This window comes from Streptomyces sp. LN549, assembly GCF_043203805.1.
Lineage (GTDB): Bacteria > Actinomycetota > Actinomycetes > Streptomycetales > Streptomycetaceae > Streptomyces.
Map to the genome: position 1 here is coordinate 1,647,505 of NZ_JAZHRI010000002.1, position 15,368 is coordinate 1,662,872.

The window sequence follows — 15,368 nt, forward strand, 5'->3', positions numbered from 1 at the left end:
AACATTACGCCTGATGGCCCGAGCTGAAACCGGGTTCGACGGCACCGTTTCGATCATTTTCCGATCCTCGCACCGCAACAGCACTATGTCCGGGAGCTGCGAGGACCTTTCCGGTGGCCAGCAGAACGAGCAGCGCGGCCACTCCACCGGCCCCCGCCACGGCGAAACTCCACGCCGTCCCGCCCAACTCCACGGCCGGGCCCGCCACGGCCGTGCCCGCCGCCGCGCCCACCCCGAACGTCGTCACGAGCCAGGAGAACGCCTCCGTCACCGTGCCCCGCGGGGCGTGCCGGTCGACGACGATGAACGAGCAGGCGATGGCCGGGGCCAGGAACACTCCGGCGACGGCGGCCAGCACGGTCATCGCCACCACACCGGGCGTCAGGATCAGCGGCAGATAGCCCAGTGCCAGCAGCGCCACGATCACCCGGAGCCGGCGCTCGGGCGGTCCTGACCACTGCCGTGCCCCGTACACCGCGCCGCCGATCAGCGCGCCCAGGCCCAGAGCGGCCATGAGCCAGCCGTAGACGGACTCCCGGCCGTGGTCGTCGGCGTACGCCACGCCCGCCACCGTGATGGAGCCCAGCGCCAGCCCGATGAAGAAGAAGGAGCCGAGCAGCGCCAGCAGCCCGGGCGAGCGCAGGGCCCCCAGCCAGTGCGCCTCGCGCGGCGCGGAGCGCCAGGCCCTGGAGGGCTCGGACAGGACGACGGAGAGCGCCCCCAGGACGCCGATCGCGTTGATGACGAGCAGTGCGGCGGCCGGCGACCAGAGGGAGACCAGCACGGTCACCAGCAGCGGCCCCACCGTGAACATGACCTCCTGCGCGACCGCGTCCATGGCGTAGGCACGGTGCACCCGGTCCTCGCTGCCGAGGACACTCGGCCACAGGGCCCGCAGGCCCCCCTCCAGGGGCGGTGTGGCCACCCCTGCGACGGCCACGGCCGCATAGGCGAGCGGCAGCGAACCTAGACCGGCCACGGCGAGCAGGACCATGCCGAGGGCGGAGAGGACGGCGGCGGGCAACTGGACGCGCGGCTGGCCGTAGAGGTCCACGGCGCGGCCCAGCAGCGGCTGGCCGACTGCCGTGCCCAGCCCGTACACCGCGGCGAGGGCACCCGCGAGGGCGTAGCTGCCCCCTTCCGCACGGGTGAACAGCACGATCGCGATGGGTGCGGTGCCGTTCGGCAGCCGGCCCACCAGGGTGCCCGTCAGCAGCCGGGCGGCATGCCGCGCCCGGAGGATGTCCAGATATCCCGCGGCCATGTCCCCGCCCTCTCCTTGGAGCGCCTTGCGGCCACCCGAGGTTTTACGTATAACTTCCGGGTTCATACGTACCATGAGCCCAGTCCGCAGGTCCACCTCGCAGCGCCTGCCCAGACCGGCCCGGAGGCCCGCGTGACCAGCCCAGCACCGCCCGGCACCCCCCGGCCCACCAGCCGCGATGTCGCGCGGGCCGCAGGCGTCTCCCAGGCCACCGTCTCCCTGGTCCTCGGTGACAAGTGGCGCGGCCGGGTCTCCGAGACCACCGCCGGCCGGGTGCGCGACGCCGCCCGCGCCCTGGGCTACCGGCCCAACCTCGCCGCCCGCAATCTGCGTCTCGGCCGCACCAGGACCGCCCTGCTCGTCGTCCCCGCACTGACCAACGAGTTCTTCGCCCGGGTCTACACGGGGGCCGCGGCGGTCGCCGCCGAGCACGGCTTCGGCGTCGTCCTCTACCCCTCACCCGACGGCACGGGACCGGCCCGGGATCCCTTCGCCTCGGCGCGCGCCGCCCTGGACGGGGTGATCGCCTCCTCCATGGCCGCCGACGCCCTCGGTGCCCTGCACGGTGCCGGTCTCCCCCTGGTCATGCTCGACAGCGACCCCGCGGCGCCCGGACCCGCCGCCCGGGTCAACCTCGACATCGCCGACGGGATGCGGCAGGTGACGGAGCATCTGCTCGCCCTCGGCCACCGCCGATTCATCCATCTCGCCTCGGCCGTCGACTCCTGGACGTTCGCGGTCCGCGCCCGCGCACTCCACGACTCCCTGAGCGGTGTCCCCGGCACCGAGGTCCTCACCGTCCCTGCCGCACTGGACGTACGGGCCGGCCGCGAGGCCACGGAACGCGCGCTCGGGGCCACGGGGCCACGGCCCACCGCCATCGTCTGCGACGACGACATCCTGGCCGCGGGTGCGTGCAAGGCCGCCCGGCGGCTCGGCCTGCGGGTTCCGGACGACCTCTCCGTCACCGGTTTCGACGACCTGGCCCTGGCCACGGCCGTCGAACCCGAGCTCACCACCGTGCAACTGCCCGCCGAGCAGGTCGGCCGCCGCGGTATGAGCGCACTGCTGGCCGTACTGGACGGCAGGCCGGCCGAGTCCGGCGGCCTGCCGGTGCGGCTGATCGTCCGCGGCTCCTCCGCGCCTCCGCCCGGCCGCCACCCGGCATGACAGTGCCCCGGCCCGCCGAGGAGGCGGACCGGGGCACGGAGACCGGCAGAGCCGGCTACTCCACGTCGCCGCCCGAGTCGGTGGAATCACCGGCACCAGGGGCGGCCTTCTTCCCGCCCGTCTTGCCGGTGTCCGTCGTTGCCGCGGAGGTGTCCGCGCCCTCGCCGTCCTCTGTATCCGAAGGGGCGTCAGTCGGCGTCGAATCGGCGCCGTCCGCCTCCAGCAGCCGGGCCAGCTGCCGGCCGATGATCCGCTTGAACTTGCGCTGCTGCGGCCTCGTACGGTCCAGGACCGCTACCTCCAGCCGCTCTGCGGGGATCTCCCGCTCGCTGCCGTTGGGATCGCGGGACAGGGCCTGCACCGCCAGCTTCAGGGCCTCGGCGAGGGACATCCCGTCACGGTGGCGCTGGTCCAGGAAGGTACTGATCTGTTCCGCGTTGCCGCCGACCGCGACCGAACCGTGCTCGTCCACGATCGAGCCGTCGTGCGGCAGCCGGTAGATCTGGTCGCCCTCGGGCCCGGCGCCGACCTCGGCGACCACCAGTTCCACCTCGTACGGCTTCTCGGCCGCACTGGAGAAGATGGTGCCGAGCGTCTGGGCGTAGACGTTCGCCAGCCCACGCGCCGTCACATCGTCGCGGTCATAGGTGTATCCGCGCAGATCTGCATAGCGCACTCCGCCGATGCGGAGATTCTCGTACTCGTTGTACTTGCCGGCGGCGGCGAAACCGATCCGGTCATAGATCTCGCTGAACTTGTGCAGCGCACGGGACGGGTTCTCGCCGACGAACACAATGCCGTCGGCGTACTGCAGCACAACCAGGCTGCGACCACGGGCGATGCCCTTCCGGGCGTATTCCGCCCGGTCGGCCATGGCCTGCTGAGGTGAGACATAGAACGGCGTCGACACCGGCTATCCGTCCCTTTCTGTCAGTGGCAGGAGCATCGAAGAAGCCTCGGAACGGGCGGTCAGAGCAGCGCGGCGCGCGGGCCGTCGGGCTGTTCCAGCCGGCGTTCCAGAATCGAGCGGGCAATCTCGGAGGATTCCGTCTCGGTGAGCTTCCGGAAGCCCTCGTCGGTGATGACGGTGAGGATCGGATAGATACGACGGCCCACGTCCGGTCCACCGGTCGCGGAATCGTCGTCCGCCGCGTCGTACAGCGCCTGCACGACCAGCGTGAGCGTCTGCTCCTCCGTCAAGTCCTCGCGGTAGAGCTTCTTCATCGAGTTACGGGCGAAGATCGATCCGGAGCCGGTCGACGCGTACCCGTGCTCCTCGGAACGGCCGCCGGTGACGTCGTAACTGAAGATCCGGCCCCGTTCACGGTCGACGTCGTAGCCGGCGAAGAGCGGCACCACGGCGAGACCCTGCATGGCCATCGCCAGATTGCCCCTGATCATCGTGGAGAGCCGGTTCGCCTTGCCCTCCAGGGAGAGCTGGGCCCCCTCGACCTTCTCGAAGTGCTCGAGCTCCAACTGGAAGAGCTTGACCATCTCCACGGCCAGACCCGCCGTACCGGCGATACCCACCGCCGAGTACTCGTCGGCCGGGAAGACCTTCTCGATGTCGCGCTGCGCGATCATGTTGCCCATGGTCGCCCGCCGGTCACCGGCCAGGACGACGCCGCCCGGGAAGGACGCCGCGACGATCGTGGTGCCGTGCGGCGCCTCGATGGCCCCCTTCATGGGCGGCAGCTGCCGGTTGCCCGGGAGCATCCCGGGCGACTGGTCGGACAGGAAGTCCATGAACGAAGAGGACCCGGGCGTCAGGAAGGCAGCTGGTAGACGCCCGGTGCTACGAGTGTTGGCTTCCACGCGTTTCCCTCCAGGTAAGCGATGGCCCTGCGCTAGGCGTCAGGAGCATCTCCCAACTTGCCTACGGCCGAATTGCAGTTGAAGCACCGTATGCCACGGACCCTACCCGTCCGACCGGGGTGATCCACATGTGTGGCGGAGGTATTCGGAGCGATCACGATCCGTGCCCGCGGTCGTGCGGCACGGGCGGAGGCCCGTGCCGCACGCCGGTCACCGGTCACCGGTCAGGGTGCCGGGCCGGTTACTCCCCGCCCTTTTGCACAAATGAGCGAACGAAGTCCTCGGCGTTCGCCTCCAGGACGTCGTCGATCTCGTCGAGGACGTCGTCGACGTCGTCGCTCAGCTTCTCCTGTCGCTCCTTGAGGTCCTCGGAGCCCTGCGCATCCTGCGCCTGCTCCTCGACCTCTTCGGTGGAGCGCGTCGCCTTCTGCTGTCCGCCGCCGGTGTCCTTGGTCGCCATATAGCTCACCCCGCTCGGTTCGAAGCACTTGATCAGACCCTACCTACGGGGTCCGACATTGGCCCGGTACTTGTCTCAACGTCCGGAGGTCATCGGAATGATTCCCAGTCGGCGGCCCTTTCAGCCGCCCGACAGCACCCGGACCAGCTCTTCCGCGGTGCGGCAGCGGTCCAGGAGTGCCTTGACGTGGTCGCGGGTGCCCCGTAGCGGCTCCATGGTGGGCACCCGCTGAAGGGAGTCGTGGCCCGGCAGGTCGAAGATGACCGAGTCCCAGGATGCCGCGGCGACGTCGTCCGCGTACTGTTCCAGACAGCGACCGCGGAAATACGCTCTGGTGTCCTCCGGAGGCGCCGTACGGGCCTTCTCGACCTCGTTCTCGTCCAGCAGGCGCTTCATCCTGCCGCGGGCCACCAGACGGTTGTAGAGGCCCTTCTCGGCCCGTACGTCCGCGTACTGCAGGTCCACCAGGTGCAGGCGGGCCGCGTCCCAGTCCAGGCTGTCGCGACGGCGGTAGCCCTCCATGAGCTCCCGCTTGGCGATCCAGTCCAGCTCACGGGACAGACTCATCGGATCGTTCTCCAGCCGGTTGAGCGTGTCCTCCCAGCGGATCAGGATGTCCTTGGTCTGCTCGTCGGCGTCTGCGCCGTACCGCTCCTCGACGTATTTGCGGCCCAGCTCGAAGTACTCCATCTGAAGCTGGACAGCGGTGAGTGTCCGGCCGCTGCGCAGAGTGATCAGCTGCTGGAGGTCGGGGTCGTGGGAGACCTGGTGCAGGGTGCGCACCGGCTGGTCGACGGCCAGGTCGACGTTGATGAAGCCGTCCTCGATCATGGAGAGGACCAGCGAGGTGGTGCCCAGCTTGAGGTAGGTGGAGATCTCCGAGAGGTTCGCGTCGCCGATGATCACGTGGAGCCGGCGGTACTTCTCGGCGTCGGAGTGGGGCTCGTCGCGCGTGTTGATGATCGGGCGCTTGAGGGTGGTCTCCAGGCCGACCTCGACCTCGAAGTAGTCGGCGCGCTGGCTGATCTGGAAGCCGTGCTCGTGACCGTCCTGGCCGATGCCGACCCGTCCGGCGCCGGTGACGACCTGGCGCGAGACGAAGAACGGCGTCAGATGGCGCACGATGTCGGAGAACGGCGTCTCGCGCTTCATCAGGTAGTTCTCGTGCGTGCCGTACGAGGCGCCCTTGTTGTCGGTGTTGTTCTTGTAGAGGTGGATCGGCTGGGCGCCAGGGAGCTGGGCCGCGCGCTCGGCGGCCTCGGCCATGATGCGTTCGCCGGCCTTGTCCCACAGGACGGCGTCCCTGGGATTGGTGATCTCCGGCGAGCTGTACTCGGGGTGCGCGTGGTCGACGTACAGCCGTGCTCCGTTGGTGAGGATGACATTGGCCAGGCCGATGTCCTCGTCGGTGAGCTGGCTGGAGTCGGCGGTCTCACGGGCGAGGTCGAAGCCTCGCGCGTCGCGCAGCGGATTCTCCTCCTCGAAGTCCCAGCGGGCGCGGCGCGCCCGGTGCATCGCCGCCGCGTAGGCGTTGACGATCTGGGACGAGGTGAGCATGGCATTGGCGTTGGGGTGGCCGGGCACGGAGATCCCGTACTCGGTCTCGATGCCCATTACTCGCCGTACGGTCATGCGGCCCTCCTTGCCCGGCGTCGCTCCCTTCCGGGGGCGGCGCTCAAGTACCGCTGCTTTTCCGGTGCGTGCGCGGTTCGCCCGTTCCCGCACTGCGCGACCGGGCGGTATGCCAGAGCCTAGAGCGCCTCTGTGCCGGTGGGGAGATCAATTACGTCATTACTGCGGTGTCGTGGGAGCTGTCCGGAAAGCAACCGGCTGCGGATGCCCCGCCGGGCATCCGCAGCCGGTCTGCGTTCTAGAGGTACTGCCCGGTATTCGCCACCGTGTCGATGGATCGACCGGTGTCCGCGCCCTGCTTTCCGGTGACGAGTGTGCGGATGAAGACGATCCGCTCACCCTTCTTGCCGGAGATCCTGGCCCAGTCGTCCGGGTTGGTGGTGTTCGGCAGGTCCTCGTTCTCCTTGAACTCGTCCACGCATGCCTGGAGGAGGTGGGAGACGCGCAGGCCCTTCTGGCCCTGCTCGAGGAATGCCTTGATGGCCATCTTCTTGGCCCGGTCGACGATGTTCTGGATCATCGCGCCGGAGTTGAAGTCCTTGAAGTAGAGGACTTCCTTGTCGCCGTTGGCGTACGTGACCTCGAGGAAGCGGTTCTCCTCGGACTCGGTGTACATCCGCTCGACGACCGACTGGATCATGGCGTGAGCCGCGGCCTCCTTGGAGCCGGTGTGCTCGGCCAGATCGTCCGCGTGCAGGGGCAGCGAGGGCGTGAGGTACTTCGCGAAGATGTCCTTCGCGGCCTCTGCGTCCGGACGCTCGATCTTGATCTTCACATCGAGTCGGCCGGGTCGCAGGATCGCGGGGTCGATCATGTCCTCGCGGTTGGAGGCGCCGATGACGATGACGTTCTCCAGGCCCTCGACGCCGTCGATCTCGGCGAGCAGCTGGGGGACGATGGTGTTCTCCACGTCCGAGCTGACGCCCGATCCCCGGGTACGGAAGAGGGACTCCATCTCGTCGAAGAAGACGATGACGGGGGTGCCCTCACTGGCCTTCTCACGGGCACGCTGGAAGACCAGGCGGATGTGCCGCTCGGTCTCGCCGACGTACTTGTTGAGGAGCTCCGGACCCTTGATGTTGAGGAAGTAGCTCTTCCCGGCCGGCTGGCCGGTGACTTCGGCGACCTTCTTGGCAAGGGAGTTGGCGACGGCCTTGGCGATGAGTGTCTTGCCGCAGCCGGGCGGACCGTAGAGCAGGATGCCCTTCGGCGGCCGCAGTTCGTGCTCCTTGAAGAGGTCCGGGTGAAGGTAGGGGAGCTCGACCGCGTCCCGGATGAGCTCGATCTGGTCGCCCAGTCCACCGATCTTGTTGTAGTCGATGTCCGGGACTTCTTCGAGGACGAGCTCTTCGACCTCGCTCTTGGGGACGACTTCGTAGACGTAGCCGGACCTGGGTTCGAGCAGCAGGGCGTCGCCGGGGCGGATGGTGATGTCCAGCAACGGCTCGGCGAGCCGCACCACCCGTTCCTCGTCGGTGTGCCCGACCACCAGGGCGCGTTCGCCGTCCTCGAGGATCTCCTTGAGGGTGACGATGTCCCCGGCCCGCTCGAATTCCATGGCCTCGACCACGTTGAGCGCTTCGTTGAGCATGACCTCCTGGCCGCGCCGGAGGTCCCCGAGCTCGACGCTGGGGCTGACGTTCACCCGGAGCTTGCGGCCCCCGGTGAAGATGTCGCAGGTGCCGTCCTCGTTGGCCTGCAGGAACACACCGAAGCCGGCCGGTGGCTGTGCGAGCCGGTCGACCTCTTCCTTGAGGGCCACGATCTGGTCTCGGGCCTCACGGAGTGTGGCAGCGAGCCGCTCGTTCTGTGCGGACACGCCTGCAAGGTTGGTCTGGAACTCGACGATCCGCTCTTCGAGAATCCTCGTATGCCGCGGAGAGTCGGCGAGCTTACGTCGCAGGACGGCGATTTCCTGCTCGAGATAGGCGACCTGGCCGGCTGGGTCATCGGACCCCCGCCCGGGCCGGATGCCGCGGTTGATGTCGTCGTCGTGGGCTGCCACGGTCCTCACCTCCTCCAAGGGGAGCTGGACGCTTCCTGACCCTACCTGGGTGGGTGATGATTGAAACCCCTAGATCACAAAGACTCTGAGGTGTGTCCGATCTTCACCCTTGCGCTCTCCCTCGTGTCAGGGGAATACCCACCCTTCAACATCGGAAAGCGGCCGGTTGTATCGTCGAACTGTTCAACACCCGCCAGGGCTGGCTTTTTTTGGTTCGGACACGCAGGAAACGGCAGGAGAAATGACCGTGCAGCAGGACGCTCCCACCGATGGCGAGACGCAGGACCTGGAGGTCTGGATCGACCAGGACCTCTGCACGGGGGACGGCATCTGCGTGCAGTACGCCCCGGAGGTCTTCGAGCTGGACATCGACGGTCTCGCGTATGTGAAGAGCGATCAGGACGAGCTGCTCCAGGACAAGGGCGCGACCACGCCCGTCCCGCTGCCGATCCTTCAGGACGTGGTCGACTCGGCCAAGGAGTGCCCGGGCGACTGCATCCACGTACGGCGCGTTTCGGACAGGGTCGAGGTCTTCGGCCCCGAGGCCGCCTGACCGCGGTCCCGGACGGAACGGGGACACGCCGGGCGACAGTCAGACGCCGGCGCCGGCGGGGTCCTCCGACTGGCTGCTCCGCACGAAGGCACCGTTCTGCCACTGCCAGGTGACCTTCTCCTGCTCGTCGGGGCAGCAGGAGGGAACCGAGGGCGATGAGTAGCCGAGCAGCGTCGCGGAGACGACGCCGTCACGCACCGCGAAGTCGCCGACGCTGACCTTCTGGACGGGATCCACCAGGGTCGCGACGATGCGTGGTGCGGCCCCGCTTCCCTGTGTGAGGACGTAGACGCCGCTGGGCGGAGTGCCCGATCCGGCCGCGCAGTGGACCACCGCGACGGTTTCCGGACGGCCGTCGCCGTCCAGGTCACCGGGGGCCTCCTTGGCCACGGTGTGGCCTGCCCCGGCGCATTCCAGGTGGAAATCCGCACGGTCCGGGTCGGGGGCGGCAACGGGCGCCGCACCGTGCTGCGCCGCGGTGCGGTGCGTGGCGGTGGAGGCCGAGGCGGTCGCGTCGGGCTGGAGCAGACCGGCTGCCGCGACGACGGCGGCCATGGCTGCCGCGGTGGCGAGCCAGTGCATCGGCTTGGTGCCGGTGTGCGCGAGGTCCGGGAGCGCGGAGGTCTGCACGCGGGATGTCTCCTGTGGTTCCTGTGGTGCGGAATGCCGGAAATGGCGGTGCCCTCGGCGGGACGTCGGCGGCGGGGTGGGGGTGGCCAGCATCGTGCCACACCTCACACGGCAGTGGAACGGTGGGGTCGCCACCGAAACCGTTCCCCGTCCGTCCCCCGCTCTCGGGCAACGCAAAGGCGCCGCCGCCGAGTTCCCGGGTCGGTCCGGGAACTCGGCGGCGGCGCCGGCATGCCGGGGCGCGTGCCGGAGGCTGCGCCCCTGGTTCAGTCGCGGGCGGAGCCGCTCTGGCTGCCCGGGCCGGTGTAGTCCTCGCCGTAGGCGCCCTTGGAGGGACGGCGGCGGCGCGGCGGGGCCTGGACTCCGTCGGCCAGCCGGCGGGCGGTGACGAGGAATCCGGTGTGGCCGATCATGCGGTGGTCCGGGCGGACGGCGAGACCCTCGACGTGCCAGTTCCGGATCATCGATTCCCAGGGCTGCGGTTCGGCGAAGCAGCCGATCTCACGGATGGACTCGACCGTCCGCGAGAGCTGGGTGGTGGTCGCGACGTACGCGCAGAGGATGCCGCCGGGGACCAGGGCCTTGGAGACGACGTCCAGGCACTCCCAGGGCGCGAGCATGTCCAGGACGACGCGGTCCACGTCGGTTTCCGTGAGGTTGTCCTGGAGGTCGCCGACGGTGAGCTGCCAAGCGGGATGCGGGCTGCCGAAGTAGCGCTCGACGTTCTGCTGGGCGATCTCGGCGAAGTCCTCGCGGCGCTCGTAGGAGTGCAGCATGCCCTGCTCGCCGATGGCACGGAGCAGGAACGTGGAGAGTGCGCCGGATCCGACTCCGGCTTCCACGACGCGGGCGCCGGGGAAGATGTCGCCGAAGGCCAGGATCTGACCCGCGTCCTTGGGGTAGACCACGGCGGCGCCGCGGGGCATGGACAGGACGTAGTCGGGGAGCAGGGGGCGCAGCGCCAGGTAGACGACGTTTCCCGTGGTACGGACAACACTGCCCTCGGGAGCACCGATCAGCTCGTCGTGCGAGAAAGAACCCTTGTGGGTGTGGAAGTTCTTTCCGGCTTCGAGCGTGAAGGTGTAGTGGCGTCCCTTGGGATCCGTGAGCTGGACCTGGTCCCCGACCTTGAAGGGCCCGCGTCGGCGGGCGGCACCGGTCGGTTCAGACATGTGACCAGCGTACCGGTGTTTCCGGGGGCTCCGACCGCCCGCCCGGGCGCGGCAGACGGGCTCGGGTGACCTCTCAGGCGGCGGGGCGGGCCATGGCGGCGACGAACGCACGCTCGACATCGGCGGTGGACAGCACTCCGTAGATCTCACCGGTGTCCTCGACGACGAGGTACTCGGTGGCGGGGCTGGCCTTGAGACGGTCCAGGAGGGCCTCACCGGCGAGTTCGGCGGAGACCTTCATGCCGTCGGTGAGGTCCTGGGCGAGACCGCTGACGGCGACCCAGGGGCGACGGTGTTCGGGGACCGCGACGATGGCGGTTTCCCGGACGACGGCCGTGGGTTCGCCGGTCCCGTCGACGACGACGAGGGCGCGGGCGCCTGCCTCGTTGGCCCGGCGCAGGGCCTCGGAGAGCGGGGTGTCGGCCTCGACCGGGACGGCTCGCCGGGTGAGGGTGCGGGCCTGCAGGTCGGGGAGGTGTTCGCGGAGCCGGGCCATGCGCAGGCTGTTGCCCGCACCGGTCCAGATGATGGCGGCGAGGATCGCGGCAAGCAGGGCGTCGGTGACGGTGTCCATGCCGCTGATGTCGCGGTCGCTGGTCCCGAGGGCCCCGGTGTGGGTGAGGAGGGGCAGGCCGATGAGGGTGACGACGGCGAGGGCGCGGCCGACCCAGGCGGCGGCGACGGTGCCGCTCATCGGGCGGCCGGTGATCTTCCACACGACGGCGCGGAGCATCCGGCCGCCGTCGAGCGGGAGGCCGGGCAGGAGGTTGAACGCGGCGACGATGAGGTTGGAGATCATCAGTCCGCCGAGCAGCACGCCGGGCACGGTGCCGGCTTCGACGAACTTCATCGGTACGTAGAAGACGCCCGCGAGGACGAGGGAGAGCAGCGGGCCGACGAAGGCGAGGACGAATTCGCGGCCCGGGGTCTCGGATTCCTTCTCGATCTCGGAGACGCCGCCGAAGAACTGGAGCTGGATGCGGCGGACCGGGAGCTTGTAGCGCAGGGCGACGACCGTGTGCGCGAGTTCGTGGACGAGCACGGAGGCGTAGAACGCGATCGCGAAGAAGAGGGCGACCAGGTAGCGCACCGCACCCAGCTCGGGCAGCACGCGGTCGAGCTGGCCGCCGAAGACCCAGGTGATCAGGGCTGCCACGACGAACCAGCTGGGTGCTACGTAGACCGGCACTCCGAAGGGGCGGCCCATGAGGATGCCGCCTCCCGGCTCTTCCCCGCGTCCCGGTGTGCCCTTGTCGGGGCCGTCGCCGGGGGGCTTGCCCCCTGCGCCGGGCTGCGGCCGCCCGCTGTTGCCGCTCTCGTCCACGAGGTCCCTTCGGTCGGTGCCGTTTCGGCACGATCATGCAGTGTTCGAGGGTCTGTGGTCGATGGTATGCCGATTGGTGTCAGTGGCGGGTCGTAGGGTCTTCGTCATGACCTCAGTACCGCGGCCGCCCCAGCCGCCCTCGTCCCTTTCGCCGTCGCGGGCGAGCGATTTCATGCAGTGCCCCCTGCTGTACCGCTTCCGTGTCATCGACAAGCTGCCGCAGAAGCCCAGCGAGGCGGCTACCCGGGGCACGCTGGTGCATGCGGTGCTGGAGCGGCTCTTCGACAATCCGGCCCCGGAGCGCACGCCGGACCGGGCCACGTCGCTGATCCCGGCCCAGTGGGACCGGCTGCTGGAGTCGAAGCCGGAGCTGTCGGAGCTGTTCGCCGAGGATCCGGAGGGCGAGCGGCTGTCGCGCTGGCTGTCGGAGGCGGAGCGGCTCGTGGAGCGCTGGTTCTCGCTGGAGGATCCGACGCGCCTGGAGCCGGCCGAGCGGGAGATGTTCGTCGAGACCGAGCTGGATTCGGGGCTGCGGCTGCGCGGGGTGATCGACCGGATCGACGTGGCGCCGACGGGCGAGGTCCGGATCGTGGACTACAAGACGGGGAAGGCGCCGCGTCCGGAGTACGCGGAGGGCGCGCTGTTCCAGATGAAGTTCTACGCACTGGTGATCTGGCGGCTCAAGGGTGTGGTGCCGCGCCGGCTCCAGCTGGTCTACCTCGGCAGCGGCGACGTGATGACGTACGACCCGGTGGTGGCGGACCTGGAGCGCGTGGAGCGCAAGCTGCTGGCGCTGTGGGACGCGATCTCGCTGGCCACGGAGACGGGTGAGTGGCGGCCGCGGCCGACGAAGCTGTGCGGCTGGTGCGACCACCAGGCGCTCTGCCCCGAATTCGGCGGGACTCCCCCGGTCTATCCGCTGTCGGTGCGGCCGGCGGAATCGACGCAGGATGTCCAGGGCAGAATGGACCCGGTCCGGGCTGAGGCCGGCCGGCCTGAGGCCCTTGAAGGACATTGAGGAGATCCCGTGGCAATCCGCGTCCTACTGGTCGACGACCAACCGCTGCTGCGCACCGGCTTCCGGATGATCCTGGAGGCGGAGGGCGATCTCGCGGTGGTGGGTGAGGCCGGTGACGGTCTCCAGGCGCTCGATCAGGTGCGCGCGCTGCAGCCCGATGTGGTGCTGATGGACATCCGGATGCCGCGGATGGACGGAGTCGAGGCGACGCGTCAGATCACCGGTCCGGGCCGGGACGGCCCGGCGAAGGTGCTGGTGCTGACCACGTTCGATCTCGACGAGTACGTGGTGGAGGCGCTCCGCGCCGGCGCCAGCGGCTTCCTGCTGAAGGACGCCCCGGCCAATGAGCTGGTGCAGGCGATCCGGGTGGTCGCCGGCGGCGAGGCGATGCTGGCCCCCAGCATCACGCGCCGGCTGCTCGACAAGTACGCGGACCATCTGCCGTCCGGCGAGGAGCCGGTGCCGGACACCCTGCACACGCTCACGGACCGTGAGGTCGAGGTCCTGAAGCTGGTGGCACGCGGCCTGTCGAACGCGGAGATCGCCGCCGATCTGTTCGTCAGCGAGACCACGGTCAAGACGCATGTGGGTCATGTACTGACGAAGCTGAGGCTGCGCGACCGGGTGCAGGCCGCTGTGTACGCGTACGAGAGCGGACTGGTGCGCCCCGGCGCCCAGTGACCCTGTGCGGGGTGGGCGAGCCGGGGCGGTGTGCCGGCGGTTCAGCTGGTGCCGCTGCCGAGTTCCCAGAGGTGGATGTCGGCTGACGAGGTGACCGCCCATTCGACACCGGTGAGGCCTTCGCGGGAGGCGACGTACTGCTTGCCCTGCCAGAGGGGAAGGACGGGGACGTCCTCCGCGACGATGTCCTGGAGCTGCTGGAAGGTCTGTGCGGCGACGCTGCGGTCGGCCTCGCGACGGGATTCCGGGATGAGCGACTTCTGGGCCGCGGTCGACCGGTAGGGCGAGTTGAGGAAGTTGTCCTTGTCGAGGAACGGCGCCGTGTAGTTGTCCGGGTCCGGGAAGTCGGGGAACCAGCCCATGCCGTACACGGCGTAGTCGCCGCGCACCTCGGCGGGACGGTACTTCGCCCAGGGGGTGCCCTTGACGGTGACGTCGAAGAGCCCGGTGCCGTTGAGCTGCCGCTTCAGCGTCCTGAACTCGTCGGCGGTGGCCTCGCCGTAGTAGTCGCTCGTGTAGTTCAGGGTGAACTTCACGGGGGTGTCGATCCCGGCGCGCTTCAGGATCGTGGCGGCCTTGGCGGCACTGGGTTCGCCGTACTTGTTGAAGAACGAGTTCGTGTGTCCGGTGATGCTGGACGGGATCAGTGAGTACAGCGGCTCGGCCGTGGTGCCGTACACCTCGCTCGCGATCTCACCGCGATCGATGATCTGGGCCATGGCCTGGCGGACCGCCTTCTTCTTCACGGCGGAATTCTCGGTGTCGAAGCCGAGGTACCGGATGGCGAGTCCGGGCATCTCGGTGAGCTTGATGCCGTCCTTGGGGTGCTCCAGCATCTGCTGGGCCTGCTTCGGCGCCATGGTGCGCGTCATCATGTCGATCTTCTTCTCGTCGAGCGCCTTGCCCATGGCGGTGGCGTCCGGGAAGGAATCCAGTTCGACCTTCTCGTTCAACACCTTGAGATCCCCCTTGTAGCGGGGGTTCCTGGTGAAGACGACCTTCTCCACGCGGCCGTTCTTCACTTCCGGCTCCATGGTGTAGGGGCCCGATCCGTCCACCTGGAATCCGCTGCGCGGCGTGGTCGCCGGGTATTTGTCATGCTGGACTATTCCGGCGGGCGGTGTCGCGAGTTTGTACGGGAAGGTCGCGTCCGAAGTCCGGAGGTGGAATACGACCTCCCGGTCACCCGTGGTCTCGACGGTGTCGATGTTGTTGAGCAGGGCCACCGGACCGTTCGTGGATTTGATCCGGATCACGCGGTCGATGGAGAACTTGACGTCCTCGGCGGTGACCGGGCTGCCGTCCGCGAAAGTCAGGCCGCTGCGCAGCTTGCAGCGGTAGCTCTCGTTTGCCGTGTCGGTGAAGAGGCAGCTCTCGGCCGCCTCGGGCTCCGGCTGGCCGCCGCTGCGCGGGATGTGCATCAGGGTCTGGACCGTCTGCCGCAGTACGTTCCAGACACCGGCCTCGTAGCCGATGGCGGGGTCGAGAGGTGCGGGGGCGTCCTTCGAGGCGACGAACTGGTCCGTAGTGCCGACAACGATGGCGCCGTCGCCATCGCTCCCGCCGTCCGACACGCCGCAGGCGGCGAGTACGGGGGCGAGCAGGCCGACGACGGCCGGCAGCACCAGAGTCTTGCGGTTCATC

14 protein-coding genes and 1 pseudogene are annotated in these 15,368 nt (G+C 69.0%); 4 read left to right on the top strand and 11 right to left on the bottom strand.

Annotated elements, in window-relative coordinates; all coding sequences use genetic code 11:
- Window positions 1-4: 4 nt before the first annotated feature.
- Window positions 5-1,264, bottom strand: coding sequence for an MFS transporter (locus tag SH922_RS07280; protein ID WP_393056120.1), 1,260 nt, complete (start codon window positions 1,262-1,264; stop codon window positions 5-7).
- Window positions 1,265-1,396: 132 nt separating this feature from the next.
- On the opposite strand from SH922_RS07280, the gene SH922_RS07285 reads away from it, so the two are divergent.
- Window positions 1,397-2,434, top strand: a complete 1,038-nt coding sequence (locus tag SH922_RS07285; RefSeq protein WP_393056122.1) for a LacI family DNA-binding transcriptional regulator — start codon at window positions 1,397-1,399, stop codon at window positions 2,432-2,434.
- 55 nt (window positions 2,435-2,489) lie between these two features.
- Here SH922_RS07285 and prcA read toward each other — a convergent pair whose 3' ends face one another.
- The 6 genes and pseudogenes from prcA to arc all read right to left on the bottom strand — a co-directional run bounded on the left by prcA (window position 2,490) and on the right by arc (window position 8,346).
- Window positions 2,490-3,344, bottom strand: a complete 855-nt coding sequence (gene prcA, locus SH922_RS07290) for a proteasome subunit alpha (protein ID WP_393056124.1) — start codon at window positions 3,342-3,344, stop codon at window positions 2,490-2,492.
- Window positions 3,345-3,403: 59 nt separating this feature from the next.
- A complete protein-coding gene (prcB, locus tag SH922_RS07295; protein WP_266776881.1) occupies window positions 3,404-4,249 on the bottom strand; it encodes a proteasome subunit beta in 846 nt (281 codons plus the stop codon).
- Window positions 4,201-4,386: pseudogene (locus tag SH922_RS07300) on the bottom strand (endonuclease domain-containing protein); the annotation flags it as partial. The pseudogene SH922_RS07300 and the gene prcB, both read right to left, overlap by 49 nt.
- Before the next feature lie 104 nt (window positions 4,387-4,490).
- The gene (locus SH922_RS07305; RefSeq protein WP_326735254.1) at window positions 4,491-4,709 is read right to left on the bottom strand and encodes a ubiquitin-like protein Pup; all 219 of its coding nucleotides are present in this window, start codon (window positions 4,707-4,709) and stop codon (window positions 4,491-4,493) included.
- 120 nt (window positions 4,710-4,829) lie between these two features.
- Window positions 4,830-6,341, bottom strand: a complete 1,512-nt coding sequence (dop, locus tag SH922_RS07310) for a depupylase/deamidase Dop (RefSeq protein WP_393056127.1) — start codon at window positions 6,339-6,341, stop codon at window positions 4,830-4,832.
- A gap of 238 nt (window positions 6,342-6,579) precedes the next feature.
- Window positions 6,580-8,346 carry a proteasome ATPase gene (gene arc / locus SH922_RS07315; RefSeq protein WP_393056129.1) on the bottom strand — a complete coding sequence of 589 codons (1,767 nt, stop codon included), beginning with the start codon at window positions 8,344-8,346 and terminating at the stop codon, window positions 6,580-6,582.
- A gap of 241 nt (window positions 8,347-8,587) precedes the next feature.
- Here arc and SH922_RS07320 point away from each other — a divergent pair, with 241 nt between their 5' ends.
- Entirely contained in the window at window positions 8,588-8,899 is a 312-nt protein-coding gene (locus SH922_RS07320) for a ferredoxin (protein WP_393056131.1), read from the top strand.
- Between the two features lie 39 nt (window positions 8,900-8,938).
- Here the strand turns inward: SH922_RS07320 and SH922_RS07325 are convergent, their stop codons facing one another.
- The 3 genes from SH922_RS07325 to SH922_RS07335 form a co-directional block, all read right to left on the bottom strand.
- Window positions 8,939-9,529, bottom strand: a complete 591-nt coding sequence (locus SH922_RS07325) for a hypothetical protein (protein WP_393056133.1) — start codon at window positions 9,527-9,529, stop codon at window positions 8,939-8,941.
- Between the two features lie 266 nt (window positions 9,530-9,795).
- Complete coding sequence (locus tag SH922_RS07330; RefSeq protein WP_393056135.1) at window positions 9,796-10,701, bottom strand: tRNA (adenine-N1)-methyltransferase; 906 nt, start codon at window positions 10,699-10,701, stop codon at window positions 9,796-9,798.
- Between the two features lie 73 nt (window positions 10,702-10,774).
- The gene (locus SH922_RS07335; protein WP_393056137.1) at window positions 10,775-12,025 is read right to left on the bottom strand and encodes a site-2 protease family protein; all 1,251 of its coding nucleotides are present in this window, start codon (window positions 12,023-12,025) and stop codon (window positions 10,775-10,777) included.
- A gap of 172 nt (window positions 12,026-12,197) precedes the next feature.
- On the opposite strand from SH922_RS07335, the gene SH922_RS07340 reads away from it, so the two are divergent.
- Both SH922_RS07340 and SH922_RS07345 read left to right on the top strand, forming a co-directional pair.
- Window positions 12,198-13,043 carry a RecB family exonuclease gene (locus tag SH922_RS07340; RefSeq protein WP_393063482.1) on the top strand — a complete coding sequence of 282 codons (846 nt, stop codon included), beginning with the start codon at window positions 12,198-12,200 and terminating at the stop codon, window positions 13,041-13,043.
- 9 nt (window positions 13,044-13,052) lie between these two features.
- Window positions 13,053-13,724 (top strand): response regulator, encoded by a 672-nt coding sequence (locus SH922_RS07345; RefSeq protein WP_393056139.1) that lies wholly within the window; start codon window positions 13,053-13,055, stop codon window positions 13,722-13,724.
- A gap of 41 nt (window positions 13,725-13,765) precedes the next feature.
- Here the strand turns inward: SH922_RS07345 and SH922_RS07350 are convergent, their stop codons facing one another.
- Entirely contained in the window at window positions 13,766-15,367 is a 1,602-nt protein-coding gene (locus tag SH922_RS07350; RefSeq protein ID WP_393056141.1) for an ABC transporter substrate-binding protein, read from the bottom strand.
- Window position 15,368 lies beyond the last annotated feature (1 nt).